This window comes from Robertmurraya sp. DFI.2.37, assembly GCF_029211245.1.
GTDB classification, from domain to species: Bacteria; Bacillota; Bacilli; order Bacillales; family Cytobacillaceae; genus Robertmurraya; species Robertmurraya methanolica_A.
On sequence record NZ_JARGEJ010000052.1, the window covers coordinates 1 to 24688 of the forward strand.

Below are 24688 nucleotides of genomic sequence, written 5' to 3' on the forward strand. Positions count from 1 at the left end.
TCAAGCAACAAGAAAGCAAGCTTTCTTGTGCAAGCGCTCGACTTGCATGTATTAGGCACGCCGCCAGCGTTCGTCCTGAGCCAGGATCAAACTCTCCAAAAAAGAGTAAGATTAGCTCTTATGTTTAAAATAAACGTTGGCTAGTTTTGGCTCTCATAAGAGTGCCTCCACTATAATTTGTTGACGTATGATTTGTTTAGTTTTCAAAGTACAATTTCTATCTTCGCTCAGAAGCGACTTTAACAATATACCATTTTCATTTTTTCCCGTCAACACTTTTTTATTAAAAAAATACTTGTTTGTTGACTTCAATAAGTATAACAGCCCACGTATAGGAATACAAGGGCATTTTGATGCCGTACTTCTTGACTACATTTCCTTTTACACAACTTCTTCAATATAAATATTGCGATGCTTTTCAAGCTGAATGATCTCATTTGTATCAATTATTTTAATTAATGGCCTCGTAGGGGACTTTTCTTCAATAAATAATATTTCTGCCATTTCGCCATCGGATAATTTCACCTTGCTTCCGATTGAGAAATTCATCAATCCTGATTGAAGAGCTTTAATTACTGACAGATCAAATTTTCCAAAACTATCTTCCATGATCATTTCCAATACCTTAAATGGCGATTGTTTTTGGCGATATAAGCGGGCGGAGGTCATTGCATGAAAAGTATCAGCAATAGCGATGACTTTGGCAAAACGATGAATCTTTTTATCACCACGCGGATAGCCGCTGCCGTCCAGTCGTTCATGATGTTGGTAAATGGCAATTTTCGCATCATCTCTTAATAAATTGCTTCCCTGAATCATTTGGTAACTATAGGTTGGGTGATTTTTTATTTCTTCATATTCAGCGCTTGATAATGCGTCGTTTTTGTTGATGAGACGAGCAGGGACTTTAGCCATTCCACAATCAGCAAGACAGCCTGCTAAAGCTAATTGGACAATATCTCCCTGTTGATAATTGAGCTTTTTCCCTAAAAAAGCACTTAAAAGGGCAACTGCAACCGAATGCTGGTACAAATATTCCTTTTCAGTCGATAAGTGGTGCAGGAAAAATATTTCTTCAGCATGGTTATCTAAAGTTTCTATTAAAGGAATTAAAATCGCTCTCACTTTAGTAATATCTAAAGGTAATCCAGATTGCCATTTTGAAAATTCCTTTTTGTAATCTCGAACTGCTTCTAAAAATAACTCAGTAAAAACAATATTAGCATCTGCTAATTCCTCAACATTCTCTTCTTCAATAATCTCCGAAGGAATAAACGGGGTTCCGTTAACGAGTGTTCGCTGAACAGTCACTTCTGAAATTAAAAAAGCCTTTAAATATTGAATTAATTCATGCGTTAGGATTGTTTTATTTGGAATAATAGGGCGGTTTGTCAGGCTCATAACATCCTCAGATAAAATACATCCTTCTTGAAGTTCACTAATTTTCACTCGCATTCGAAACACCTCTTTTGTCTAAAACGTACATTGCTAAAAAGCTAGTCTCTCTGACTATTTTACTTGATCTTTCAATCAATGGCTATATTATGTAGAAAAGCTGTAGCACTTTTGCACTACAGCTTAAAAAATCATTCTTGAGAAGAAGAGTCATCTTGACTTTCTTCTACAACCTCAAGATTTTCATGATCCATTTGCGGATCTTGTTCACTTTCTTCTTCTCTTTCAACTTTGGCTACAGTTGAAACGAATTCACTTTCACTTTCATTCAAGCGAATCAATCTAACTCCTTGTGTGTTTCTTCCCATCGTTGAAATATCATTCACAGCCATTCGAATAATGACGCCGCCAGTAGTAATCAGCATTAGATCTTCTTCACCTGTGACAGCTTTCATAGCAACTAAATCGCCATTTTTATCGGTAATATTACATGTCTTGATTCCTTTTCCGCCTCTACCTTGAATACGATATTCTTCGGCTGGTGTTCGCTTTCCGTAGCCGTTTTTCGTAACAATTAATATGTCGGAACCTTCGTCAAGCACTTCCATCCCGATGACCTCATCATTCTCCTGATTAATGGTAATCCCTTTCACACCTGTTGCTGTTCTCCCCATCGAACGAACATCTGTCTCTGGGAAGCGAATGAGCATACCATTTTTCGTGCCAATAATAATTTCTTTATTCCCGTCAGTAAGACGAACAGAAATCAATTCATCACCTTCACGCAAATTCAAGGCAATTAAGCCGTTGTTACGTATATGTGCAAAGGACGACAGTGGTGAACGTTTTGACACTCCCTCTTTTGTTGTGAAGAACAGGAACCAGTCATCAACGAACTCCTCAACAGGGATGATCGCATTCACCCATTCGCCTTTATCTACTTCTAACAGATTGATAATCGGGAGACCTTTCGCCGTCCGGGAAAACTCTGGAATCTCATACCCCTTGGCACGATATACCTTTCCTTTATTCGTAAAGAATAGGAGAGTGTCATGGGTAGATGTAGTGATGAGATGCTCAACAAAATCATCCTCATTGGTTCCCATCCCCTGAATACCTCTTCCCCCACGTTTTTGCGCACGATATGTTGATACTGGCAACCTCTTTATATAGCCGTTATGCGTAATCGTCACAACAATATTCTCACGCGGGATCAGATCCTCATCTTCAATATTTTCAAGTCCTGCCGTTACAATTTCAGTACGACGGGTATCATTAAAACGCTCTTTAATTTCAGTTAGCTCTTCACGAATGATTTCCAAAACTTTTTCTTCATCCGCTAAAATCGCTTTAAGCTCTGCAATCAGCTTCATCAAATTTTGATATTCTTCTTCGATCTTTTCACGTTCTAATCCAGTTAGACGCTGCAAACGCATGTCTAAAATTGCTTGCGCTTGCTTATCAGATAAGCCGAACGTTGTCATTAATCCTTCTCTAGCAATCTCAGTTGTTTGTGAACCGCGGATTAAGGCAATCACTTCGTCAATATGATCTAAAGCTATTCGTAGCCCTTCTAAAATATGAGCTCGTGCTTCCGCTTTTCGCAGCTCAAACTCTGTTCTGCGGCGGATAACAACTTGTTGGTGCTGTAGATAGTAGTGGAGGCACTCTTTCAAATTAAGAACCTTCGGATGACCATCGACAAGAGCCAGCATATTGATTCCGAAGCTCGTTTGCAATGCAGTATGCTTGTATAAGTTATTTAAAAGAACATTCGCATTCGCATCCTTCCGAACTTCGATAACAATGCGCATTCCTTTACGATCGGACTCATCTCTTAAATCAGTAATGCCATCGATCTTTTTGTCACGAGCTAGCTCTGCAATTTTTTCAATTAGTCTTGCTTTATTTACTTGATAAGGAATTTCCTTAACAATAATAACTTCTTTACCGTTGGACTTTTGTTCGATCTCTACCTTGGCTCTTAATGTTATTGAGCCTCTTCCTGTTTCGTAAGCCTTTCGGATACCGCTTCGACCAAGAATTAATCCTGCTGTTGGAAAGTCTGGTCCTGGAATGATATCCATGAGTTCCTGAATCGTTATATCCGGATCCTTGCTTATCGCTAAAACACCATCAATAATTTCTCCAAGCTGGTGAGGGGGGATGTTAGTTGCCATCCCAACAGCAATACCTGTAGTTCCATTTACCAAAAGATTAGGGAAACGAGCAGGGAGAACAACAGGTTCTCTTTCCTCACCATCATAGTTATCTTGATAATCAATCGTATCTTTATTGATGTCTCTTAATAGTTCCATCGAAATTTTTGACATACGAGATTCTGTATAACGCATAGCTGCAGCCGCATCACCATCGACCGAACCAAAATTCCCGTGCCCATCTACAAGCATATAGCGATAGTTAAAATCCTGAGCCATACGCACCATCGTTTCGTAAACAGCAGAATCACCGTGAGGGTGATATTTACCGATTACATCTCCGACGATACGAGCAGATTTTTTATAAGGCTTGTCTGCATGGATTCCTAAATCATGCATAGCATATAAAATACGGCGGTGAACTGGTTTTAATCCATCTCGTACATCCGGCAGAGCACGTGAAACGATTACACTCATCGCATAATCTAAAAATGAAGAGCGCATTTCCTGACTAATATTAATTTCTTTAACTTGCGGATTTGAAGTTTCAGACATGAAGAAACCTCCTTTTCAGAGTGAGTTCTTTAATGACATTTAAGAATAAAAAGGATAGTGGGTATACCAGCTATCCTCATGGATGAACTAAATATCCAAATTCTTAACATATTGAGCATTCTCTTCGATAAAATTACGACGTGGCTCAACTTTATCTCCCATTAGAATCTCAAATGTTTCATCTGCTTCAATAGCATCTTCAAGACTTACTTGTAGCATCGTTCTTCTCTCTGGATCCATCGTTGTTTCCCATAATTGCTCGGGGTTCATTTCCCCAAGACCTTTATAACGTTGGATATTTGGCTTTGGCTGACTAGGAAGCTCTGCAAAAATGCGATCGAGCTCTTTATTATCATAAGCATACTCAATGCGCTTTCCCTGCTGTACCTTGTACAATGGAGGCTGAGCAATATAAATATAACCAGCTTCAATAATTTTTCTCATATAACGATAGAAAAAGGTTAATAATAGGGTACGTATATGTGCACCGTCAACATCCGCATCAGTCATTATGACAATTTTGTGGTAGCGGGCTTTCGCAATATCAAAATCTTCACCAATACCAGTGCCACAAGCTGTAATAATCGCTCGAACCTCATTATTCGATAAAATTCGATCAAGGCGAGCCTTCTCAACGTTTAAAATTTTCCCTCTTAAAGGCAGGATGGCTTGAAAATGGCGATCACGCCCTTGCTTAGCTGAACCACCCGCTGAGTCACCCTCAACAATATATAACTCACTTATTGATGGATCCTTTGACGAACAATCAGCAAGCTTACCAGGCAAGCTCGAAACCTCTAGTGCGCTTTTTCTTCTTGTTAATTCCCTTGCTTTTTTCGCTGCTAGCCTTGCTCTTGTCGCCATTAAACCTTTATCGACAATTTTGCGGGCTACCGAAGGGTTTTCCAGTAAGAACTTTTCAAAATGCTCTGCAAAAATTGTATCAGTCGCAGCCCTAACTTCAGAATTTCCGAGCTTTGTTTTCGTTTGTCCTTCAAACTGAGGATCAGGGTGCTTAATGGATATAATGGCCGTTAATCCTTCTCGAACATCATCACCGGTCAAGTTAGCATCACTTTCTTTAAAAAAACCATTCTTTCGCGCGTAATCATTGATTATTCTCGTTAACGCAGTTTTAAAGCCGGACTCATGTGTACCGCCTTCATACGTGTGAATATTATTGGCAAAAGAATAAATATTTTCTGTGTAGCCCTCATTGTATTGCAGAGATACTTCAATGGCGATGCCATCTTTTTCGCCTTCAATAAAGATGGGCTCCTCATGAAGGACATCCTTCGTTCGGTTTAAATGTTCTACATAAGACTTAATTCCGCCCTCGTAATGATATTCATTACGCTTTTTTTCTTCCGCTCGCTTATCTTCAATCGAAATTTTCAAACCTTTATTTAAAAAGGCGAGCTCACGAGTACGGGTCGCAAGTGTTTCAAAATCATATTCAATCGTTTCAGTAAAAATTTCCGGATCTGGTTGAAAATGAATCGTTGTTCCAGTATGGTCTGTTTCTCCAATTACCTTAAGATCAGCACAAGGCACCCCGCGCTCATATTTTTGGTAATGGATTTGACCATCACGGTGAACGTATACTTCAAGGAATGTCGACAGAGCATTTACAACTGAGGCACCAACCCCATGTAATCCTCCTGACACTTTATATCCACCGCCGCCAAATTTACCACCAGCATGGAGGACCGTCATTATAACCTCAACGGCAGGGCGGCCCATTTTTTCCTGAATCCCAACAGGAATCCCTCGACCATTATCAACTACAGTAATACTGTTATCTTTTTCTATAAAAACCTCGATTTCAGAGCAGAAACCTGCAAGTGCTTCATCTATACTATTATCAACAATTTCCCAAACTAAATGATGCAATCCTTTGGCACTCGTTGAACCAATGTACATTCCCGGACGCTTTCGAACAGCCTCAAGACCTTCTAATACTTGTATCTGCTCGGCATCATAGGATTGTCCCTGTACCGCTTCTTGTTCCGTAGCCACAGTCAATCACCTACACTTTCTAATAAACTCAACTAAAGTCTCTCCATTTTTAGAGCTTCAACTTTTTGAGAGCTTGCTTTTAAGTAGTTATTAATTATAAACATGATAAAAATCATAAAGGCTATGAATAGGTTAAAAAAAAGAAAATAGACTTGATCTAACCCTTTATTAAAGCTCTTGCAACACCGGTTTGGTTGAACGTTTTTTCAGTGTTCCTGAAGCTAACGGAGAATAGTACACCGCATTTTCAGTAATAACTATTGATTTAAACGTGCCTTTAGTAAGGGGAATGATGTCCTTATCCTTTTTCTCTAACAACTCTTGCATATATTGAGAAGATTTCACTGTTTCTTTATCAAGGATGGCGATAATCTCCATTGCCCTCACCAGCGTATCCTCTCCTAGATGAACATACATGGGTCTCACCTCACTGAATTTTTTCAATCCAACCAGATTCAACCTTAAAAGTAGCTGCTTCTTTTAAGGTTTGATGGTCAATCCCGTCTACATTTGTTGTTGTTACAAAAGTTTGAACTTTGCCTTGGATCGTGTTTAATAAATGAGATTGACGAAAATCATCTAATTCAGAAAGAACATCATCAAGTAGAAGAATAGGATATTCATCAATTTCTGAACGGATCAATTCTATTTCAGCCAGTTTTAATGAGAGCGCAGTTGTCCTTTGTTGACCCTGTGAGCCAAATGTTTGCACATCACGATCATTGACATGAAAGAGAAGATCATCGCGATGAGGACCAAACAATGTAACGCCTCTTTCAATTTCTCGTGTTTTCACTTTGGCAAATTTTTCTTCTAATACTTCTACCATTTTCGACAAAACTTGGTTTTCTGATACGTCTACGGAAGGTTTATAGAGAATTTTTAATGTTTCTAAATCCCTTGAAATTCCTTTATGAATCGGAATCGCCCAATTTTCGAGCAACTGAATAAACTCGAAACGCTTCGAAATAATTTTCACAGCCATTTCGATAAATTGTTCAGTTAAAATGTCGAGCATAGTCATATCTGTCTGTTTCTTCAATTGCAACAGTTTTAAATAGTGATTTCGCTGCTGTAATATTTTTTGGTATTGCCCAATATCATGTAGATAAACAGGGGACACCTGGCCAATCTCCATATCAATAAAACGACGCCTTACTTGAGGGCTCCCTTTTACTAAATGGAGATCTTCAGGCGCGAACATAACTACATTCATATTTCCAATATATTGACTGAGCTTTTGCTGCTCGATATGGTTACATTTTGCTTTTTTTCCTTTTTTTGAAATCACTAACTCCATCGGAATGGAACCGTGCCTTTTTTTAACCCTACCTTCTATTTTAGCATATTCTTCGTCCCAGCGAATAAGATCTTTATCATTTGATGTTCGATGGGATTTTGCCATAGCTAAAACATAGATAGATTCCATGACATTCGTCTTCCCTTGAGCATTTTCTCCGAGAATAACATTGACCTTATTGTCAAATGGAATTTCTAATTCTTTATAATTCCGGTAATTTTTCAATTGTAAATGCTCAATATACATCGACGATACATCCTTTTACAAAATCCTCTAATTTCAAACAATCTCAAAAGAACCAGCATTTTGAATTGAAATTTTATCTCCAACTCGTAGTTTTCTTCCTCTTCTTTGATCTTGCTGACCATTTACTTTAATCTCGTATTCGCTTAAAAACCATTTTGCCATACCACCGGAGCCAATTAATTCTGCAAGTTTTAAAAATTGTCCTAGCGTAATATATTCCGTATCAATTTTTATTTTTTGTACCACCGTGTCACTCTTTTCTCTTTGGAGTCTTATTCTTATATTTTACTAAATAAATGGACTGTACACAAAGAAAAGTGCAAACGCCTTCGACACAGGTAACGTACCACTCATTTCTTCAAAGATAATGCATAGCAAAATTTCTCCATGAAGAGGGGAATACAATACAAACTGGAGGCTCCTAAAAAGGCATTGTAGTTTGCCCATCTTTTTAGTTATGCCAGAATCAGAGAGAAAATGTGCTCAACATCAACAGCCTAAAAACGGATTTTCTGTGTAATTAAACAATATTGATAAATAGAAAAATAAAGCCACCAACAAAGCTGGTGACTCATCATGCTAATATGTTCTAACTGGCAAAATAAGTTGCAGCAATGAATCGTCGTTGAGGGGACGAATAACAAATGGTCTCATTGCACCAGTAAAACTTATTTTTATTTCGTGACCTTCTAATGTTTTTAATGCATCCATCACGTATTTAGCACTAAACGAGATTTTCAATTCTTCTCCATCGATCGATTGTGCTATTAATTCTTCAATCACTTTTCCAATTTCAGGGGTATTAGAGGAGATTTCAATTCCTTTATTTTCTAATGTTGCTAGCCGCACTACGTTATTACGTCCTTCTCGCGCTAATAATGAGGCACGGTCAATTGCGTGCAGGAAGTCTTTCGTATTAACAATTACTTCTGTTTTGTTTTCCGCAGGTATTAATCTTGATGTATCTGGGTAATTCCCTTCAAGTAAGCGTGAAAAGAATAAAAGGTGCTTTGCTTTAAAAAGAACTTGATTTTCAGTAATAACAATATCTACTAATTCGTTATTGTCATCAAGAATTTTACTTAATTCATTTAAGCTCTTTCCTGGAATAACGACATTAAACTGCTTATCTGCTTCAAGTTCAACTTTCGCTTTTCTTAAAGCTAAGCGATGACTATCTGTTGCAATACAGATTAGTTCCCCATTTTCCACTTTCCAGTTTACACCTGTCAATACAGGTCGTGTTTCTGACGTGGACACAGCAAATACGGTTTGACGAATTAGAGCTTTTAATAAATCAGTTGGAATTTTAAAAGCATCCTCCTCTTCAACCTGTGGCAAGCGCGGGTATTCATCAGGATCTAACCCATTTAAATTAAATTCCGATTTTCCTGAACGGATAACAATTTGAAGTTGATTTTGAACTTCCATTTCAACGAAATCAGTCGGCAATTTTTTGACGATTTCGCTAAAGAATTTAGCTTGTAACACGATTGCGCCTTTTTGCTTAATCTCGACAATTTCATCTCCTTCTTCCTCTCTCGGAATAAAAGATTCAATTGAAATATCTGAATCACTTCCTGTTAACGTGACTCCTTCATCATCTGCAACAATTTTGATTCCAGTTAAAATTGGAATGGTTGTTCTGCTAGTGACAGCTTTCATGACATCTTGAACACTTTGTACGAGACGATCCCTTTGGATTATAAATCGCATTTGTTTAATCCTCCGTTTGGCATATTATATATATTTTTTTATAAAAAAATAATAGAAGTACTAGTAGGCCCTGTTAGTATGTGGATAACTATAAAGATCGAAAGGAAACACAGTCTATCCACATGTGGACAGACTGTGTGTAAGCATGGGCAAGTTATGCACATCATTCAGACTAGCACTAAATTAAATCTTTAGCAGTTCATTGATTTCTTTCATTTGATTTTGAAATTGCACATCCGTTTGCATAAGATTAGAAATCTTTTCATGGGCATGAATGACAGTTGTATGATCGCGCCCACCAAACTCCTCGCCTATTTTAGGCAGAGAGAAATCCGTTAGTTCTCTTGCTAGATACATCGCAATTTGCCTTGGGAACGCAACAGATTTAGTTCGTTTTTTTGCCTTAAAATCTTCCAGCTTCACATTAAAATACTCCCCGACAGTTTGTTGAATATCGAGGATCGTAATGATTTTTGGCTTAGAACTTGGAATGATATCTTTTAATGCTTCAGCTGCCAGATCCGCATTGATGTCTTTATTGATTAATGAGGAATAGGCAACGACTCTTATTAACGCTCCCTCTAATTCTCGAATGTTGGAATCAATTTGATTGGCAATGTATAGCATCACTTCATTTGGAATATCTAATCCTTCTGCTTTCGCTTTCTTCCGTAAAATAGCGATTCTCGTTTCTAAATCAGGTGGGGTAATGTCAGTGATTAAACCCCATTCAAAGCGAGAACGTAGGCGATCCTCCAATGTTGGAATCTCTTTGGGCGGTCTGTCACTAGATATAACAATTTGTTTGTTCTCTTCATGCAAAGTATTAAAAGTATGGAAAAATTCTTCTTGAGTTGATTCTTTTCCGGCTAAAAATTGAATATCATCAATTAAAAGCACATCTACTTTTCTATATTTATTGCGAAACTCAGTTGCTTTATTATCTCGAATGGAGTTAATAAACTCATTCGTAAATTTTTCCGATGATAAATAAACAACTTTTGCTGAAGGATTATGTTCCAATACATAATGACCAATTGCATGCATTAAATGCGTTTTTCCGAGTCCGACTCCACCATAGATAAAAAGCGGATTGTAGGCCTTTGCTGGTGCTTCAGCTACTGCCAATGATGCTGCATGGGCAAAGCGATTGCCAGAACCAATAACAAAGGTGTCAAAGGTATTCTTCGGGTTTAACATGGTCAACGGCAGTTCTGCATGTTCCTCATCCCTCTGAATTTTTTTGGGGGGATTTGGCAATTCAACATCATCATCTTGTTTATTTTGCGGAATAATAAATTTTACATTTAGTTCTTCACCAGTAATATCAAACAAAATACTGGAGATAAGTTCAGAATAGCGCTCTTCTAGCCAATCTCGTGCAAATTCGTTTGGAGCGGTAACGGTCAATGTATCTTTTTTGAGAGAGTGGGCTGTTGTAGATTTTAACCATGTATCAAAACTCGGTTTGCTAATCTTTTTTTCAATACTAGAGAGCGCATTATTCCAAAGATCCGCAATATTTTCCAATCGTTTTCCCTCCTTCTTCGTTCATATTTTCCGTTCAGCATGGCAAAACTTATATGTTGAATAAAAAAAATAAGGCTACTATGTGCTAAAAAGCAGAAATAGCGATAAAAATATATCAATATACGAAATCAAACTGTGGAAAACTATATAATAAGGAAATTAAGTAGGATTTCGACAATATCCACGATATGTGGACAAAGTTTTTCAAGGGGAGTGAATAAACTGTCCACATACTATCCACAGTCTGTGGATAAATAAGTTATACACAAAGTTATATCCAAGGTGAAAACACAACTATAATATCAAATAATCCATTGCTGTGCAATGGTTTTTCTTGTTTTATCCACAAGAAGTACAACATGTGGATGTAAATTGTCCACAATTGATTAATGTGTGAAAAAGCTGTCAATATGTGTTGTGGATAATAATAAAACTTGTCGAAAGTTATACACAGCTTGGGGTGAATGGAAGAGCATGTCGTTATTTTTATATATTGGACTATATGATGGTATTGATTTTCGGTTCTTTACATGGAGGAAAGCGACATATTGGAGTATTGCGCTGAAGTTCATAAAAAATGATTGCTTAAGATGAGAAGGGGAAATTTATTTATAAGGTTGACATTTTTATGGTTTGCTTTATATAATTGTTTAGACTGTCTTTAACAGCTATTCCTCAGGGAGGTGTCATATATGAAAAGAACGTTTCAACCAAATAATCGTAAGAGAAGTAAAGTTCATGGATTCCGTAGTCGTATGAGCTCTGCAAACGGACGTAAAGTTCTAGCTCGTCGTCGTCGTAAAGGAAGAAAAGTATTATCTGCTTAGGCCACTGAATAATCAGTGGTCTTTTTTCTCATTAATTGAGTTCTTTTTTTGTAAACGATCGCTTGAGAAGCATACTTTTAAAGACTAGAGTGCTGAAGTTGAAAAAAGGCTTAATTTATCGCTTTGTTAAACAGATTGCTTGAGAAAACAATTTTTGATTTAATTTGTGTAAAATGAGCAAAAATCAACAAGATAACAAAGCCTAATTTATAGAAAATACGTATAGATATAATCTAGGAAGATGATAATCTTAACGTATAATATTGATATTTTTTATGGCAAAGAATGAGCCGATTTGAAGGTGAGAAAGTGAAGAAAGAATTTAGAGTAAAAAAAAATAAAGAGTTTCAAGAGATTTTTAAAAAAGGAAAGTCTTTTGCAAATCGCCAGTTCGTCGTTTACTCTTTAAAAAAACCGGGGCAGGCTCATTTTCGAATTGGACTCTCGGTAAGTAAAAAGCTTGGAAATGCGGTTAAAAGAAATCAAATTAAGCGATATATACGTCAGGCGGTCTTAGAGCTTGAGGAAGATCTCCATAATGAATATGATTATATTATCATCGCTAGAAAGCCTGCAGCTGAAATGGATTTTTTTGAAATAAAAAATAGTTTAATTCATGTGTTAAAAATTTCTAAAGTACTAAAATGGAAAAAGACAAGCTCCAGATCATAATTTTTAAAAGATGCCGTACTTTTCTACAGCGCTGTCTATCAAAAGATGATACAATACTGTTGATTCGTCAAAATAGACCGTTTTCATAAATAGATTTACTACTATTTGCATAAATCGATTTCACTCTAGAGATAGGATGTAAAATAAGAGCTAAGCTTTGCCTGTATAGGTTCATGACTTCCTATTAAGCTAAATTGAAATGGATTAAAATGAATACAGCTTTCATATTAAGGAGGAAATAACGGTTGAAAAAGAGAATGTTTCTTATAATCGGCTTGATCTTGCTAACGACTCTATTAACAGGGTGTATGGAGTATAATCAACCGATTACTGCAGAAAGTGAAGGATTTTGGAACGAATATATCGTCTATCCATTGTCACAATTTATTGTCATGGTAGCGAATTTTACCGGTGAAAACTTTGGATTGTCGATTATTATAGTAACGATTTTAATTCGTCTCTTAATTTTGCCATTAATGATTAAGCAAACGAAGAGTTCAAAAGCGATGCAAGCTATTCAGCCTGAGATGCAAGCGTTGCGGGAGAAGTACAGCTCAAAGGATCAGAAAACACAACAAAAGCTCCAACAGGAGACGATGGCGTTATTCCAAAAGCATAATATTAATCCATTGGCAGGGTGTTTTCCAATCTTGATTCAAATGCCGATCCTGATTGGATTTTATCATGCGATTTCAAGAACGAGAGAGATAGCTGAGCATAATTTCTTATGGTTTGATTTAGGTTCTCCAGACCCTTATTATTTATTGCCATTAATCGCTGGGGTTACAACTTTTATTCAACAAAAAATGATGATGGCCGGTACAGCTAATCAAAATCCGCAAATGGCAATGATGCTTTGGTTAATGCCAATTATGATCATCATCTTTGCGATTAGTTTCCCAGCTGCTTTATCCTTGTATTGGGTTGTAGGGAACTTATTTATGATAGTGCAAACATACTTTATTAAAGGTCCAGATTTAAAAGCAGAAAAAGAAACTGGTAAAGCGGGAGGAGCAAAAAAGTGAAACAGGTAACTGCTACAGGACAAACTGTCGAAGAAGCAGTCAAATCGGCTTTAGCTCAACTAGAAACAACAGAAGACCGCGTAGAAATAGCGATTATGGATGAAGGTAAAAAGGGGATATTTGGATTTGGCTCTCGGCCAGCTGTTGTAAAGGTAACAGCAAAGATTGATCCAGTTGAAGAAGCAAAGGAATTTTTAAAAGATGTTAGTGAAAAAATGGGTGTCGATGTTGAAATTGAGGTATTAAGAGATGGGAAACAAGTTCAATTTATCCTTTCAGGAGATAAAATTGCTTTGTTAATTGGAAAAAGAGGACAAACTCTTAATTCTCTTCAATACTTGACTCAGCTTGTGATCAATCGTTTCTCTGATCAGTACTTCCACGTTCTTTTAGATGCGGAAGACTATCGCAAGAGAAGAAATGAGACTTTAGTGCATTTAGCTGAACGTCTTGCCCAAAAAGCACTGAAAACTGGAAAAAAGGTCGCATTAGAACCAATGCCATCATATGAGCGTAAAGTAATTCACACTGCTTTGATGGAAAATAACCGGATCAAAACCTATTCTGATGGTGTCGAACCAAATCGTCACATCGTTATTGCACCAATGAAGTAAAAACAATTTTAAGAGGCTGTTTGAAAAGCCTTCGTTCAACAAGCAGGGGAAGAAAGTGAGTCATTTTCTTCCCTTGCTTTTTTGCTGTTTGAAGGCAAATCCATTGATCAGTAAATTTTCGTAAAGGAAGGAAGCATCAATGAAAAACAGTAAACTTCCGCACCCTTCAATTTTTCCTGATTTATTGATCAGTTTTTCGACAAGAACTTATTATATATCGGTGTTGCTTTTTGCCCATTCCATGTGAAAGCAAGTTTTGCACGGAATGGGCAAAAATGAGTAATTTCCTGAATGTAAAAACAGAATAAATCAATCGTTATATCACTGAAAGGAAGAAATGACGAAAACTCTCCTCTTTTTTTTATTCGTAAAAGTGATAGTGGTTCGTTTTATTGTTATTCACATGTGGATAAGTTAAAATAAGCGTAGTTTATCATCAGGAAATGGGAGATGTGGATAACTAAGTGAAAATCCTTTTTCCACAGGTAAGCCTATGGTATTCTATAATTTTGGATGTTAATAATTTTTATATAGATGATAAATCGCCGAGCGATTTATATGGTGATAGAGAAAAGAGAGGTGTTAAGGATGCAGTTAGATACGATCGCGGCAATATCGACTCCGATGGGAGAGGGAGCAATCGCTATCGTAAGATTAAGTGGTGATCAGGCGATTGAAATTGCGGGCAGCCTTTTTCAAGGGGTTGGTGGGAAGAAGCTGGCCGATGTTGCATCCCATACCATTCATTACGGACATATACTTGATCCTAAAACGAAAGAGGTTGCAGAGGAAGTAATGGTTTCTGTGATGAAGGGACCAAAAACATTTACAAAAGAAGATGTAATAGAAATCAATTGTCATGGTGGGCTTGTGTCTGTCAATCGTGTGCTGCAGCTTGTATTAAATGCAGGAGCGCGATTAGCAGAACCAGGAGAGTTTACCAAAAGGGCATTTTTAAATGGAAGAATTGATTTATCGCAAGCAGAGGCAGTCATGGATTTAATACGAGCAAAGACGGATCGTGCCATGAATGTTGCCTTAGGGCAAATGGATGGGCGCCTTTCAAGGCTAATTCAGAAGCTTCGACAGGAGATTCTCGAAACATTAGCCCATGTTGAAGTGAATATTGATTACCCTGAGTATGATGATGTAGAGGAAATGACTCATCAACTCCTCATTGAAAAGGCAAGCTATGTGAAAAAGGAAATTGAAAATCTCCTACAAACGTCACAACAGGGGAAGATATTACGAGAAGGGATTTCGACCGTCATAGTAGGGCGCCCAAATGTAGGGAAGTCTTCTTTGCTAAATAGTTTAGTTCAGGAAAATAAAGCAATTGTAACGGATATTCCGGGAACAACACGAGATGTTATCGAAGAATATGTCAATGTTAGAGGAGTTCCTCTGAGACTTTTAGATACGGCGGGAATTCGTGAAACAGAAGATATCGTTGAACGAATCGGAGTGGAACGCTCGAGACAAGTTTTAAAAGAAGCTGATTTAATTTTATTGGTTTTGAATTATGCTGATGAGTTAACAGAAGAAGATGTAAATATATTTAAGGCAGTGGAAGGGATGGATGTCATCGTTATTGTGAACAAGACCGACCTTCCGCAAAAAATTGATTTAGAGCGAGTTAATAAGCTGGCACAGGAACATAAGCTTGTTACCACGTCATTGTTAGAGGACGTAGGAGTCACAGAATTGGAAGAAGCGATCGCCTCCCTTTTCTTCGCAGGCTCCATTGAAGCAAGTGATATGACTTATGTCTCCAATAGTCGGCATATCGCATTACTAAATCAGGCGCATCAATCGATTGAAGAAGCCATCTCAGGAGTGGAGGCGGGTGTTCCGATCGATATTGTGCAAATTGATTTAACTCGGACATGGGAGATATTAGGTGAAATTATTGGTGATAGTGTACATGAAAGTTTAATTGATCAATTATTCTCCCAGTTCTGTTTAGGAAAATAACGTTTATTTAGAAAATGAGGAGGCAGCGTGATGCAATACGATGCTGGAAATTATGATGTCATTGTCATCGGTGCTGGCCATGCTGGCGCAGAGGCAGGATTAGCTGCTGCACGCCAGGGTGCAAAGACATTAGTATTAACAATAAATTTAGATATGGTTGCGTTTATGCCATGTAATCCTTCTGTCGGAGGACCTGCTAAGGGGATTGTCGTAAGAGAAATCGATGCACTTGGCGGGGAAATGGGACGGAATATTGATAAAACCTATATTCAAATGAGGATGTTAAACACGGGCAAGGGTCCTGCGGTGCGAGCATTGCGTGCTCAAGCGGATAAGTTTGCTTATCAGCATGAAATGAAGAAAACGATGGAAAATGAACCAAATCTGACCCTAGTTCAAGGAATGGTTGAAGAGTTAATTGTAGAAAATGATGTATGTAAAGGAGTTATTACACAAACAGGAGCGAAGTACCTTGCGAAAACGGTTGTCATTACGACGGGAACCTTTTTACGCGGAGAAATCATTTTAGGGGAGCTAAAATATTCAAGTGGTCCGAACAATCAACAGCCTTCAATTAGATTATCCGAGCATCTTGAACAATTGGGCTTTGATTTAGTTCGCTTTAAAACGGGGACTCCTCCACGGGTAAATAGCCATACGATTGATTACAGTAAGACCGAAATACAACCGGGCGATGATGTGCCAAGGGCATTCTCTTATGAAACAACAAAATATATAACTGAGCAGTTGCCATGCTGGTTAACGTACACAAATGAGAAGACCCATCAAATCATTGATGATAATTTGCATCGCTCTCCTATGTATTCAGGAATGATTAAGGGGACGGGGCCACGTTATTGCCCTTCCATTGAAGATAAAGTAGTCCGATTTAATGATAAACCCCGACATCAGCTGTTCTTAGAGCCTGAAGGGAAGAATACGCAAGAGGTATATGTGCAGGGCCTTTCAACCAGTCTACCAGAGGATGTTCAACAAAAAATTCTGCATACAATTCCAGGGCTAGAAAATGTCCAGATGATGAGAGCAGGATATGCAATTGAATACGATGCCATTGTACCAACGCAATTATGGCCGACACTAGAGACGAAAAAAATTAAAAATCTTTATACAGCTGGGCAGATTAATGGAACATCTGGCTATGAAGAGGCAGCTGGCCAGGGGCTCATGGCTGGAATTAATGCGGGGAGAAGAGCGCTTGGTAAAGATGAAGTGATCTTAAGCCGCTCTGATGCGTATATTGGCGTGCTTATTGATGATTTAGTAACAAAGGGGACAAATGAGCCTTATCGTTTGCTTACATCCCGTGCTGAATATCGCCTTCTTTTAAGACATGATAATGCTGATTTGCGCCTTACTGATATTGGTTACAAAATTGGGCTTATTAGCGAGGAACGCTATGAGAAATTTTTAGCAAAAAAAGCTGCGGTTGAGGCGGAAAAGGAAAGATTGAAATCGATCATTATTAAGCCGAAGCCAGAGGTTCAAGAGCTTATTAAAAATCAAGGCGGCAGTGAGTTAAAAGATGGGATTAAAGCCAATGACTTATTAAAAAGACCTGAAATGACTTATGCACATATTGAATCAATCGTTCCAAGTGAATTAACCCTTGATGATGAAGTGAAAGAACAGGTGGAGATTCAAATAAAATATGAGGGGTATATTGAAAAATCCCTGCAACAGGTCGAGCGTTTGAAAAAAATGGAGAATAAAAAAATTCCGGTCGACATTGATTACGATGCGATATCTGGCCTTGCTTCTGAAGCAAGACAGAAGCTGAAAAAAGTGCTTCCTCTATCAATTGCACAGGCTTCACGTATATCTGGTGTAAATCCGGCGGATATCTCGATATTGCTTGTTTATTTAGAGCAAGGGAAAATTGCTAAAGTATCGAACGAGTAGACAAACATTGTGGAACCTCTTGGTAAGGTTCCACTCTTTACATAGAAGCGATGATTTCAGAGTAAGGAAGGGATAACGAATGAAAATAGAAGAATTTCAAGAAAGGCTGTCGGCAAATGGGATTGCACTTACTAGCGAACAGATGGCCCAGTTTGAAACATATTATCACACATTGGTTGAATGGAATGAAAAGATGAATTTAACAGCGATAACGGAAAAAGGAGAGGTGTATTTAAAGCATTTTTTTGATTCCATTACAGCTGCTTTTTATCATGATTTCAACGGTTCAGCTTCGCTTTGTGATGTAGGAGCGGGAGCTGGATTTCCAAGCATTCCGATTAAAATCGCCTTTCCAGAATTGAGGATTACAATCGTAGACTCCCTAAATAAAAGAATTACCTTCCTTGAGCATCTGGCCAAACAATTAAAGCTCGAAAACGTCCAGTTCATTCATGATCGTGCTGAAACATTCGGGCAAAAGAAAGAGCATCGAGAAGCTTATGATATTGTTACAGCGAGGGCAGTTGCACGCCTTTCCGTCTTGAGTGAACTTTGCTTACCTTTAGTAAAGGTAAGTGGAACGTTTATTGCCATGAAAGCAGCAAGTGCAAATGAAGAGATTGATGCAGGGACAAAAGCAATTGCCACTTTAGGCGGAAAAATCGAGAAGCTTCATTCCTTTCAATTGCCGATAGAAGAGAGTGATAGGAATATCGTCATAATAAAAAAAGAGAAGCCAACCCCGAAAAAATATCCAAGAAAACCAGGAATACCAAATAAAACGCCGATAGAATAATGTGTAATGGGGCCTTTTGCATAACAGAGGAGTACCTTTTTTGTTAGAAATGTGGCATAATTTTTAGTGGGGTGAATCCGTTTTATAATGTTAACTGATGAATTGCAATTATCCAATTTTTATAGGAAAGCATGAGTGAAAAGTACGATAACACATTATGAAATTGATTCTTATGATAGATTATATGCAGGAATAAATCTTTTGATAGAGAATGTATTAGTTACGGAGTTTCGTAAAGGTGGTGCAAGGTGATGAAGCAATCTTTCTCACGCTTTTTTGGCCTAGGCGAAAAGGAAGACCAGATGGAGACAGATTTAGGGGAAGCTTCTGAATTTGTAGAGGAAAATGTTAGAGAAATGATCGAGCAAATCCCCATAAACGATATTGTGCCAAATCGTTTTCAGCCAAGAACGGTTTTTGATGAAGAGAAGATCGAAGAATTATCTCGAACCATTCATACGCATGGAATCATCCAGCCTATTGTCGTTAGGGAATATGAAGCAGGGAAGTTTGAAATTATTGCTGGGGAACGCAGATGGCGGGCAATGAAGAAACTCGGTTGGGATCGTGTCCCAGCCATCATTAAGCAAATGAATGATACGGAAACTGCTTCAATTGCATTAATAGAGAACTTGCAAAGAGAGGAACTTTCTCCAATTGAAGAGGCGATTGCCTATGGAAAGCTACTAGAATTGCATAATTTAACGCAGGAAGCTCTTGCGCAGCGATTGGGAAAAGGCCAGTCCACTATTGCGAATAAACTTCGCTTGCTTAAATTACCGCAAGAAGTTCAAGACGCCTTATTAGCAAAGGTCATAACGGAACGTCATGCGCGTTCACTTATTCCATTAAAGGATCCGGAAAAACAAGTGCAGTTGCTCGCGGAAATTATTGAGAAAAATTTAAACGTGAAGCAAACGGAAGAGCGTGTTGTAAAGCTATTAGAGCAACCGAAGGAGAAAGCTAAGCCTAAGAGGAAGGCGTTTAGCAAAGATATGAGAATTGCGGTTAATACGATAAGGCAATCTTTATCAATGGTGACGGATAGCGGCATTAACTTAGACTCAGAAGAGGAAGAGTTTGAAGAATATTATCAATTTACGATAAAAATACCGAAAAAAAAATAACTTTTGATTGAGAAATTAAACGTTTCGTTTAATTTCTCTCAGAGTGTAGACAAACTCGAAGATTTTCGAGTTTGCCTACACTCTTCTTTCTTTTAAAAATAAAATTAAATAAATAGCGTAGGTTGATTTTCACTCGTTTCTACACTCGTCTCCAAACAAAAGATGGTTTCTTCCGAAAGCATGATTATGTGCAGGATGAGTATTAGGATGGTGATCGCTGCCCGCAAGTGCAGGTTCTTCAAGTACACGACGACAACGAAGGAAGAGATCGGCAATATCAATCAAATTCATCGCTTTTAGGGGGTGCAAACGAGTTGATGGGAGCGGAAGGCGCTTGACTCCTGGGGGAATACTGTCCGAATACACCTCTCATTCGGACAAAGGTCTTTCTCGCTTTCCTTGTTCTGTCCGAATACACTTCTCATTCGGACAAAGGTCTTTCTCGTTTTCCCCGTTCTGTCCGAATACACCTCTCATTCGGACAAAGGTCTTTCTCGCTTTCCTTGTTCTGTCCGAATACACCTTTCATTCGGACAAAGGTCTTTCTCGTTTTCCCCGTTCTGTCCGAATACACCTCTCATTCGGACAAAGGTCTTTCTCGCTTTCCTTGTTCTGTCCGAATACACCTCTCATTCGGACAAAGGTCTTTCTCGCTTTCCTTGTTCTGTCCGAATACACCTCTCATTCGGACAAAGGTCTTTCTCGTTTTCCTTGTTTTGTCCGAATACACCTTTCATTCGGACAAAGGTCTTTCTCGTTTTCCTTGTTTTGTCCGAATACACCTTTCATTCGGACAAAGGTCTTTCTCGCTTTCCTTGTTCTGTCCGAATACACCTCTCCATTAATACCACTGAAAAAGTCAGTAGATGACCAACGCCCCCCGGAAAGCAATCGTCTGGAGAGGAAATCAACGTTTTTAGCGCAATTCCAGTCCAAAAATGACAAAATCCATCGATAGGGAGCCCTTTCGATGGATTTTGTCGACAGTATGAATTTCTCTTATTTTTTGCAGTTGTCTATTATATGTTCTCGAGCGTCGTGTGAAGCAAAAGCTTTTCACGGCTTTTAAACTACTCTAACTTAACGATAGGCTGACAGAAAGTGAATCAGTATAAAATGAGCCAAAATTTCTCGTTTACTAGTGCCTTTGAAGTAAAAATAGATTTTGGAAATGAAAAAAAATGATTCTCAATTCTTTTTCATGATAAAATAGAATACATGATTGCTAGTTTATGTATTTTTGATCTTTTATGATCAGTACAAACCGTGAATGGAAATGAAGGTAGGTGATACCGTGGGCAAAATTATTTCAATTGCAAATCAAAAAGGAGGAGTTGGCAAAACAACTACCTCTGTTAATTTAGGTGCCTGCTTAGCATATATAGGGAAAAAGGTGTTAATGGTCGATATTGATCCTCAAGGAAATGCTACAAGTGGTGTAGGGCTTGAGAAAGCGGATATTGATCAATGTGTATACGATGTGTTAGTTGAGGATGTTGAGGCGATTAAAGTAATTCGTCCAACAGGAGTGGAAAATTTAGACGCAATTCCTGCGACGATTCAACTAGCGGGGGCAGAAATAGAACTTGTGCCAACGATTTCAAGAGAGGTTCGTTTGAAGCGAGCATTGGAAGAAGTGAAGGAACGTTATGATTATATTATTATTGACTGTCCGCCTTCACTTGGGCTACTTACTTTAAATGCATTGACAGCTTCTGATGCCGTTCTGATTCCAGTGCAATGTGAATATTATGCATTAGAAGGCTTAAGTCAATTGTTAAACACTGTTAGACTAGTACAAAAACATTTAAATCATGACTTAAAAATCGAAGGTGTTCTGCTAACCATGCTTGACGCTCGGACAAACCTAGGCTTGCAGGTTATTGAGGAAGTGAAGAAGTACTTTCAAGATAAGGTATACCAAACGGTCATTCCTAGAAATATCCGTTTGAGCGAAGCACCTAGTCATGGGGAGCCGATTATTATTTATGATCCGAAATCTAGAGGTGCGGAAGTATATTTAGATTTAGCAAAGGAAGTGGCTGTACATGGCTAAAGGATTAGGAAAAGGTTTGGATGCTTTTTTTGCTAATATGGAGCCTGAAAAAGATGAGGCAGTAAGAGAAATTAGCGTTAAAGAACTTCGCCCCAACCCATATCAACCGCGAAAAATTTTTGATAAAGAAGCGATTGAAGAATTAAAGAATTCGATCCAAGAACATGGGATACTGCAGCCAATTATTGTCCGTAAAAGTATTAAAGGCTATGAAATTGTTGTAGGAGAAAGACGTTATAGAGCTGCGAAGGAAGCGAAGCTTGAGAAAGTTCCAGTCGTAGTCCGGGAATTATCTGAGCAACAAATGATGGAGTTAGCGGTTCTTGAGAATTTACAACGGGAAGATTTAACTCCGATTGAAGAGGCCTCTGCTTATCAGCTTTTAATGGAAAAGCTTAATGTTACCCAAGAGCAGTTGGCAAAAAGGCTGGGGAAAAGCCGTCCACATATTGCGAACCATATCCGTTTGTTATCTTTGCCGGCAAAGATTCAAGAGCTTATTTCTGATGGTAAGATTTCAATGGGACATGGTAGAGCGCTTCTCGGTCTTAGAAAAAAAGAAAAGCTGCCGTTACTTACTGAAAAGGTGATGAAGGAAGGTTTAAATGTCCGGCAATTAGAGCAGTTAATTCAGGCTTTAAATGAAAATGTTCCACGTGAAACAAAAAAGGCAAAGCCAGAAAAAAATGTTTTTATTCGTGCACAGGAATCATTCCTTCGTGAAAGATTCGGAACAACGGTTCATATTAAACAAAGTAAAAATAAAAAGAAGGGGAAAATCGAAATTGAATTTTTCTCCAACGAAGATTTAGAAAGAATTCTTGAATTATTAGAAACAAATCAATCTTCATAAAGCCATCTATGGATGGTTTATTTTTTTTACAGTGATAGTGGTGTTATTTAGCAGGACGGTGGCATCAAAGTAAATCAATAGTTAATGCAACCATCTTAAAAATCAGCTATTTCTAATCGATTTCATTTATGGACAAACGATAGAACTTGAAACTTGTACCAATTTGACTAAATCGAAATACATGTATAACTAGGAGAAGCAGATGTTTTTGTTAGGAACGATTGTTAACGGATTATTGATCATAGTAGGGTCCCTGCTGGGAAAACTTCTTCATCGAATTCCAGAAGGGATGAAGGGGACTGTTATGCACGGCATTGGCTTGGCAGTAGTCGTGCTGGGTTTACAAATGGGATTTAAAAGCGAAAATTTTTTAATTGTTATTTTAAGTCTTGTTTTTGGTGCTGTTATAGGAGAATATTGTAAATTAGAGGACAAGCTTAATCAATTGGGCGCTTGGCTAGAAACGAAGATTGGCAAAGGAAACGGTCAAGGAAGCATTTCTGAAGGCTTTGTCACGGCTACATTAATTTTTGTCATCGGTGCAATGGCGATTATAGGCGCACTTGATAGTGGTATTCGAGGAGATCATGATGTGCTATTGACGAAGGCAATCATCGATGGTTTTACGGCACTTATATTAACGACCACTTTGGGGATTGGCGTGATCTTTTCGGCGATTCCTGTGATGCTGTATGAGGGAGCAATTGCCTCATTTGCTACACAAATTGATCGCTTTATTCCACAGGCTTTAATGGATAGTTTTATTGTAGAAATGACAGCAACAGGCGGAGTGATGATTTTTGCCATCGGATTGAACCTTTTAGGTCTCATAAAAATCCGTGTAGCTAATCTTTTGCCAGGGATTATTGTATGTGCCTTAATCGTTACCATAATGCATTACGTTAGTTAAAAAGAAATGCTTTGTTAATAAAACGATTCGTGTAAAACCTTGATTTCTCGAAAACATATCTCAAAGCTAAGCTTAAAAAATGGGCTGAAACAAGAATATAACGGATTCCTGTTTCGCCCATTTGCTTTTTTCTCATGTGGTTTGCTCTTGATCCCAATCCATTTTCAAGCTTGACCAGGAATGGTTAGGATGATAGGTGCTGCTTGCCTCATAAATAGCGTTTGCTATTACTTTGGCCATTTTTAGGACTAGATTTAAGCGTGTGTTCTGAAGGACAAAAAATTCCATAAAGCCACTTACATTCACAATGCCAGTGATATGATAATCACCGACCTCAGGTAGTTCTTTTTTTACACCGGCTCCTGGCTTTACTGGTCCCTCGCCAATTTGGATGACACCAACACTTTTTAATCTCCCTAAACAAGCATCAATCCCGATAATAATTGGATCTAAATGTTTCCCTTTAATTTCTTGTATCTTTTCCTCTAAATTTACTGCATGGATTGGATCTTCTAATGTGCCGTATACATGGAAAGGGGTAATTTCTTTTTCATCTAATAAAGTTCCGATTAGTGGACCTAACGAATCTCCAGTGGAACGATCGGTACCAATACAAACAAAGACAACTGGACGATTCACTATACGTACGGGTAACATAGAGACAAGTTCAATGGCAAGCTTCTGAGAGGCTTTTTGCTCATCGTAAAAAATTCTCGACTCAGAGCTTCCGCTTTTATCAAACAAGCTAGATTTAAGATTCATTGGTTCCACTCCTACAAATATAGTAGTAACAGTATACGGATCATTGAGCGAATGTATACGTACTAGTTTTAGGACAAGCTAGAAATAGGAGATTTATACTAGCTGAAGAGTGGTCTTTACTGTGGTTTTGCCCAAATTGTTGATTGCTCATAAACGGTGAAACGAAGGTTTTAAATATCAGCTTCAACATATAACAAATACATTTTTTAAAAACAACTACTACAAACGAACT

General features: G+C 38.0%; 20 protein-coding genes and 1 rRNA gene. 11 read left to right on the top strand and 10 right to left on the bottom strand.

The window, feature by feature from the left end; genetic code table 11:
- The 9 genes from PZE06_RS20225 to dnaA all read right to left on the bottom strand — a co-directional run.
- Positions 1-102, bottom strand: a 16S ribosomal RNA gene (locus PZE06_RS20225); the annotation flags it as partial.
- Positions 103-381: 279 nt separating this feature from the next.
- The gene (locus tag PZE06_RS20230; RefSeq protein WP_150917338.1) at positions 382-1455 is read right to left on the bottom strand and encodes an HD-GYP domain-containing protein; all 1074 of its coding nucleotides are present in this window, start codon (positions 1453-1455) and stop codon (positions 382-384) included.
- Between the two features lie 131 nt (positions 1456-1586).
- Positions 1587-4109, bottom strand: coding sequence for a DNA gyrase subunit A (gene gyrA / locus PZE06_RS20235; protein ID WP_150917335.1), 2523 nt, complete (start codon positions 4107-4109; stop codon positions 1587-1589).
- Positions 4110-4196: 87 nt separating this feature from the next.
- A complete protein-coding gene (gene gyrB, locus PZE06_RS20240; RefSeq protein WP_150917332.1) occupies positions 4197-6128 on the bottom strand; it encodes a DNA topoisomerase (ATP-hydrolyzing) subunit B in 1932 nt (643 codons plus the stop codon).
- Positions 6129-6296: 168 nt separating this feature from the next.
- Positions 6297-6545 carry an extracellular matrix regulator RemB gene (gene remB / locus PZE06_RS20245; protein WP_150917329.1) on the bottom strand — a complete coding sequence of 83 codons (249 nt, stop codon included), beginning with the start codon at positions 6543-6545 and terminating at the stop codon, positions 6297-6299.
- 10 nt (positions 6546-6555) lie between these two features.
- Complete coding sequence (gene recF / locus PZE06_RS20250; protein ID WP_150917326.1) at positions 6556-7674, bottom strand: DNA replication/repair protein RecF; 1119 nt, start codon at positions 7672-7674, stop codon at positions 6556-6558.
- A 33-nt stretch (positions 7675-7707) separates the two neighbouring features.
- Positions 7708-7920 carry a S4 domain-containing protein YaaA gene (gene yaaA, locus PZE06_RS20255; RefSeq protein ID WP_150917323.1) on the bottom strand — a complete coding sequence of 71 codons (213 nt, stop codon included), beginning with the start codon at positions 7918-7920 and terminating at the stop codon, positions 7708-7710.
- Between the two features lie 333 nt (positions 7921-8253).
- The gene (dnaN, locus tag PZE06_RS20260) at positions 8254-9390 is read right to left on the bottom strand and encodes a DNA polymerase III subunit beta (RefSeq protein WP_150917320.1); all 1137 of its coding nucleotides are present in this window, start codon (positions 9388-9390) and stop codon (positions 8254-8256) included.
- A gap of 183 nt (positions 9391-9573) precedes the next feature.
- Complete coding sequence (dnaA, locus tag PZE06_RS20265; RefSeq protein ID WP_150917317.1) at positions 9574-10920, bottom strand: chromosomal replication initiator protein DnaA; 1347 nt, start codon at positions 10918-10920, stop codon at positions 9574-9576.
- Positions 10921-11612: 692 nt separating this feature from the next.
- On the opposite strand from dnaA, the gene rpmH reads away from it, so the two are divergent.
- From rpmH to PZE06_RS20320, 11 genes are all read left to right on the top strand, one after another.
- Positions 11613-11747: a 50S ribosomal protein L34 gene (rpmH, locus tag PZE06_RS20270; RefSeq protein WP_095314751.1), complete on the top strand. Its 135-nt coding sequence runs from the start codon at positions 11613-11615 to the stop codon at positions 11745-11747.
- Between the two features lie 309 nt (positions 11748-12056).
- Positions 12057-12419 carry a ribonuclease P protein component gene (gene rnpA / locus PZE06_RS20275; RefSeq protein ID WP_095314760.1) on the top strand — a complete coding sequence of 121 codons (363 nt, stop codon included), beginning with the start codon at positions 12057-12059 and terminating at the stop codon, positions 12417-12419.
- A gap of 245 nt (positions 12420-12664) precedes the next feature.
- Positions 12665-13444 carry a YidC family membrane integrase SpoIIIJ gene (gene spoIIIJ, locus PZE06_RS20280; protein WP_150917314.1) on the top strand — a complete coding sequence of 260 codons (780 nt, stop codon included), beginning with the start codon at positions 12665-12667 and terminating at the stop codon, positions 13442-13444.
- Entirely contained in the window at positions 13441-14058 is a 618-nt protein-coding gene (gene jag / locus PZE06_RS20285) for an RNA-binding cell elongation regulator Jag/EloR (protein ID WP_150917311.1), read from the top strand. Before spoIIIJ ends, jag begins: the two co-directional genes overlap by 4 nt.
- 588 nt (positions 14059-14646) lie before the next feature.
- A complete protein-coding gene (mnmE, locus tag PZE06_RS20290; RefSeq protein ID WP_150917308.1) occupies positions 14647-16032 on the top strand; it encodes a tRNA uridine-5-carboxymethylaminomethyl(34) synthesis GTPase MnmE in 1386 nt (461 codons plus the stop codon).
- Between the two features lie 30 nt (positions 16033-16062).
- A complete protein-coding gene (gene mnmG / locus PZE06_RS20295) occupies positions 16063-17952 on the top strand; it encodes a tRNA uridine-5-carboxymethylaminomethyl(34) synthesis enzyme MnmG (protein ID WP_150917305.1) in 1890 nt (629 codons plus the stop codon).
- 79 nt (positions 17953-18031) lie between these two features.
- On the top strand, positions 18032-18748 hold the full coding sequence (gene rsmG / locus PZE06_RS20300) for a 16S rRNA (guanine(527)-N(7))-methyltransferase RsmG (RefSeq protein ID WP_150917302.1): 717 nt from the start codon (positions 18032-18034) through the stop codon (positions 18746-18748).
- Between the two features lie 251 nt (positions 18749-18999).
- Positions 19000-19875: a nucleoid occlusion protein gene (noc, locus tag PZE06_RS20305; protein ID WP_150917341.1), complete on the top strand. Its 876-nt coding sequence runs from the start codon at positions 19000-19002 to the stop codon at positions 19873-19875.
- 1294 nt (positions 19876-21169) lie between these two features.
- On the top strand, positions 21170-21931 hold the full coding sequence (locus PZE06_RS20310; protein WP_150917297.1) for a ParA family protein: 762 nt from the start codon (positions 21170-21172) through the stop codon (positions 21929-21931).
- The gene (locus PZE06_RS20315) at positions 21924-22784 is read left to right on the top strand and encodes a ParB/RepB/Spo0J family partition protein (protein ID WP_150917294.1); all 861 of its coding nucleotides are present in this window, start codon (positions 21924-21926) and stop codon (positions 22782-22784) included. The genes PZE06_RS20310 and PZE06_RS20315 overlap by 8 nt, the downstream gene beginning before the upstream one ends.
- A 202-nt stretch (positions 22785-22986) precedes the next feature.
- Positions 22987-23694, top strand: a complete 708-nt coding sequence (locus tag PZE06_RS20320; RefSeq protein ID WP_150917291.1) for a DUF554 domain-containing protein — start codon at positions 22987-22989, stop codon at positions 23692-23694.
- Positions 23695-23826: 132 nt separating this feature from the next.
- Here the strand turns inward: PZE06_RS20320 and yyaC are convergent, their stop codons facing one another.
- Positions 23827-24456, bottom strand: a complete 630-nt coding sequence (yyaC, locus tag PZE06_RS20325) for a spore protease YyaC (RefSeq protein ID WP_150917288.1) — start codon at positions 24454-24456, stop codon at positions 23827-23829.
- Positions 24457-24688 lie beyond the last annotated feature (232 nt).

Coding starts and splice junctions, on each gene's coding strand:
- PZE06_RS20320 (WP_150917291.1), top strand. CDS start 22,987: ATGTTTTTGTTAGGAACGATTGTTAACGGATTATTGATCATAGTAGGG.
- dnaN (WP_150917320.1), bottom strand. CDS start 9,390: ATGCGATTTATAATCCAAAGGGATCGTCTCGTACAAAGTGTTCAAGAT.
- mnmE (WP_150917308.1), top strand. CDS start 14,647: ATGCAGTTAGATACGATCGCGGCAATATCGACTCCGATGGGAGAGGGA.
- noc (WP_150917341.1), top strand. CDS start 19,000: ATGAAGCAATCTTTCTCACGCTTTTTTGGCCTAGGCGAAAAGGAAGAC.
- rpmH (WP_095314751.1), top strand. CDS start 11,613: ATGAAAAGAACGTTTCAACCAAATAATCGTAAGAGAAGTAAAGTTCAT.
- remB (WP_150917329.1), bottom strand. CDS start 6,545: ATGTATGTTCATCTAGGAGAGGATACGCTGGTGAGGGCAATGGAGATT.
- gyrA (WP_150917335.1), bottom strand. CDS start 4,109: ATGTCTGAAACTTCAAATCCGCAAGTTAAAGAAATTAATATTAGTCAG.
- PZE06_RS20315 (WP_150917294.1), top strand. CDS start 21,924: ATGGCTAAAGGATTAGGAAAAGGTTTGGATGCTTTTTTTGCTAATATG.
- rsmG (WP_150917302.1), top strand. CDS start 18,032: ATGAAAATAGAAGAATTTCAAGAAAGGCTGTCGGCAAATGGGATTGCA.
- PZE06_RS20230 (WP_150917338.1), bottom strand. CDS start 1,455: ATGCGAGTGAAAATTAGTGAACTTCAAGAAGGATGTATTTTATCTGAG.
- recF (WP_150917326.1), bottom strand. CDS start 7,674: ATGTATATTGAGCATTTACAATTGAAAAATTACCGGAATTATAAAGAA.
- yyaC (WP_150917288.1), bottom strand. CDS start 24,456: ATGAATCTTAAATCTAGCTTGTTTGATAAAAGCGGAAGCTCTGAGTCG.
- mnmG (WP_150917305.1), top strand. CDS start 16,063: ATGCAATACGATGCTGGAAATTATGATGTCATTGTCATCGGTGCTGGC.